The following is a 3,068-nucleotide window of genomic DNA, read 5'->3' as shown; positions in this document are numbered from 1 at the left end:
GAAATGAAGGAACTCGCTAGTGACCTTCTTAATTATGCACGCTTTTATAACTTTGTTCCTGCTATAGACGCTTTAATGAATCACGAAGGTAAACATAAGCGAATGAAAGGTCATTTTTACAAGGAACTTATGCAGCAGGGCGTTGCAATGGGTTCAAATGATGCCTGGGGTGGCTATAGCATACTCAGCCGTCATAATGACCACCTAACTGAAACACAAAAATATATTGTAGCTAAAGCAAATTATTTATTTAATGGTGATGGGTTCGGCATAAGCTTTGTTACTCCCCCTAAAGAAAAAGATGCCTTAATTTCTGCTAATAAAAAAGCTCAAGAAAAGGCAGATAAGGTAAAAAAAGTAATCTTTATAGATGGTGCTCATTATCAAGTTCTTTATTAGCCTTTAATCACCTCAAGCAAATTATTGCCTAATTGTTTTTAGGTGTACTATACGCCATTAAAATCAATTAGCTTCTCAGTCCGTTAAGTTAAGGCCTTAAATGCATGAAAGTAACTATTACTACCCTATTATTAGTTTTCTCTTTTTTAGTCTTAAATGGATGCTCAAAAGCAACAACACCTCAACAAGCCGATATTGCTGTATTTGAACAATTTTTATCAGAAAATCCTATATCATCAGTAAGTCCAACCGTTGATATCGCAAGTATATACCAGCAAGATGACCCACTTTTTGAAAGTGTTTTGTACATCCAACGTAATCTTTGGGCTGAGGCAAAGAAACAACTTGAGCCGATGGCAAAGAACCAAAATCCTGACGCAAAATTTTGGTTAGCATCAATTACATGGGGAACGGGTATTAAAAACAACCCTATAGCTAAAAAGCTATATATGGAATCAGCGGAACAAGGTAACCCTTATGCAGCATTGTTTTTTTCGCCTAAAAACGATATTTGTCAAATGTACTATTCCAGTGAATGCAGTGAAAAATGGGTAGAGAAAGCACAAAAACTCTTTGCAGAACAAGCAAAAACAGGCAACGTTCGTGCCGTATATTACAGCACAATATTGAAACCAGATTTAACCCACGAGGAATATATTGATGCGGTTATTCAATCTGCAGAAAAGCATTATTACTACCCGCTCGTAGAGTATGCGAATAAAATTATCAATGAAGATAAGCCAAATAAAAACATGGAAGCTATGGCTGTGAATCTTCTTAATTATGCGCAATTTAATAACTTTATACCGGCTATTGACGCTTTGATGGGGTATGAGGGTGAAAAAAAACGTACTCAAGGTGAACAGTACAAAAGTCTTACAGAACAAGGAATAAACATTGGCTCAAACCATGCATGGCGAGTTTATCTATTAAATAGCATTAATGATAAATCCTTATCAAGCCAACAAAAATACTTCATAGCCAAGGCGAGTGAGTTATTTAATGGTTACGACTACGGCATTAGTTTTTCTATCCCACCAAAAGGAAAAGCAGCCTTAATTGCTGCGAATAAAAAGGCACAAGAAAAAGCAGATTCGGTAAAAAGAGTGATTTATATTGATGGTGCTCACGTACCTGAAGGTTAATTATTTTTTAATTTTTGAGCGCTTACTAAATGAACAGGAAGCGCTTTTTTAATCAATGATTAAAGCAAATTATTGCCCAGTAATTGTTAGGTGTACTATTGTGCATTAAAATCAATCAGCTTCTCAGTCCGCTAAGTTAAGGTCTAAATGCATGAAAGTAACTATTAGTACACTATTATTAGTTTTCTCTTTTTTAGCCTTAACCGGTTGCTCAAAAGCAACAACACCTCAACAAGCCGATATTGCTGTATTTGAACAATTCTTATCAGAAAATCCGATCTCAAGCATCAGTTCATCTATTGATGTAGCAAGTATCTATATGCCTGGTGATCCACTTTTTGAAGGGGTACTCAATATTCAGCGTAATCTCTGGGGAAAAGCAGAAAAAGCACTGAAACCGCTTGTTGATAAAAATGACCCCGATGCACTTTATTGGACGGCTTTAATCTCATACTCGGGAAGTATTAAAAGCACACCTATCGCTCGTAAGATGCTTATACAATCGGCAGAGTTAGGTAATCCATATGCGGCATTATTTTTTGCACCTGATAACCATCAATGCCAAATGTACTTCCCGAATGATTGCAGTGAAAAATGGGTGGAGAAAGCACAAAAACTCTTTGCTGAAAAAGCCAAAACAGGCGACGTTCGTGCCGTATATTACAGCACTACATTGAAACCTGACCTAACCCACAAGGAGTATATTGATGCGGTTATTCAATCTGCTGAAAAGCATTATTACTACCCGCTCGTAGAGTATGCGAATAAAATTATCAATGAAGATAAGCCAAATAAAAACATGGAAGCTATGGCTGTGAATCTTCTTAATTATGCGCGGTTTAATAACTTTGTACCGGCTATTGAGGGGCTTATAGGTAATGAGGTACAAAGTGGTCGTGAAGGTGGAGAAAGCTACCTTAATTACATAGAGCAGGGTATAAAATTAGGCTCAAATGCAGCATGGAATTTATACCAATTAAATAGCCTAGATAATAACTCATTAAATAATACACAAAAATATATTGTCGCTAAAGCTCTTGATTTACAAAACGGACGTTCTTTTGGTTTGCATGAAGTTATTGCACCTAAAGAAAAAGACGCCTTAATTGCTGCTAATAAAAAGGCTCAAGAAAAAGCAGATTCGGTAAAAAAAGTGATTTATATCGATGGTGCTCACGCAACAATGTTTTACTCACGTTTAGATATACAATAAATTTTCACCCATCAATTTAATTGATCTTAGGGCGCTTCTTAGATATTTAAGAAGCGCTTCTTAATCACCTTGAGCAAATTATTGCCCAGCAGAGATTAGATGTACAATTATGCATTAAAATCAATTAGCTTCTCAGTACGTTAAGGTCTTAAATGCATGAAAGTAACTATTACTACCCCACTATTAGTTTTCTCTTTTTTAGTCTTAAATGGATGCTCAAAAGCAACAACACCTCACCAAGCCGATATTGCTGTGTTTGAACAATTTTTATCAGAAAACCCGATATCAAGTATCAACCCTTCTATTGATAT

The 3,068-nt window shown here is 36.0% G+C and carries 3 protein-coding genes; all 3 read left to right on the top strand.

Features of this window, described 5'->3' with window-relative positions; translation table 11 throughout:
• A partial coding sequence (locus C9J46_RS21595) for a hypothetical protein (RefSeq protein WP_158259629.1) occupies window positions 1-399 on the top strand: 399 nt, incomplete at its 5' end.
• Window positions 400-503: 104 nt separating this feature from the next.
• Entirely contained in the window at window positions 504-1,544 is a 1,041-nt protein-coding gene (locus tag C9J46_RS21100; RefSeq protein WP_107291479.1) for a sel1 repeat family protein, read from the top strand.
• A 151-nt stretch (window positions 1,545-1,695) separates the two neighbouring features.
• Entirely contained in the window at window positions 1,696-2,757 is a 1,062-nt protein-coding gene (locus tag C9J46_RS21095; RefSeq protein WP_107208801.1) for a hypothetical protein, read from the top strand.
• Window positions 2,758-3,068: the final 311 nt, after the last annotated feature.

Source organism: Photobacterium sp. GB-36, assembly GCF_003026135.1.
Lineage (GTDB): Bacteria > Pseudomonadota > Gammaproteobacteria > Enterobacterales > Vibrionaceae > Photobacterium.
Note: the sequence above shows the minus strand (reverse complement) of the source record. Positions and strands in the feature narration are given on the sequence as shown.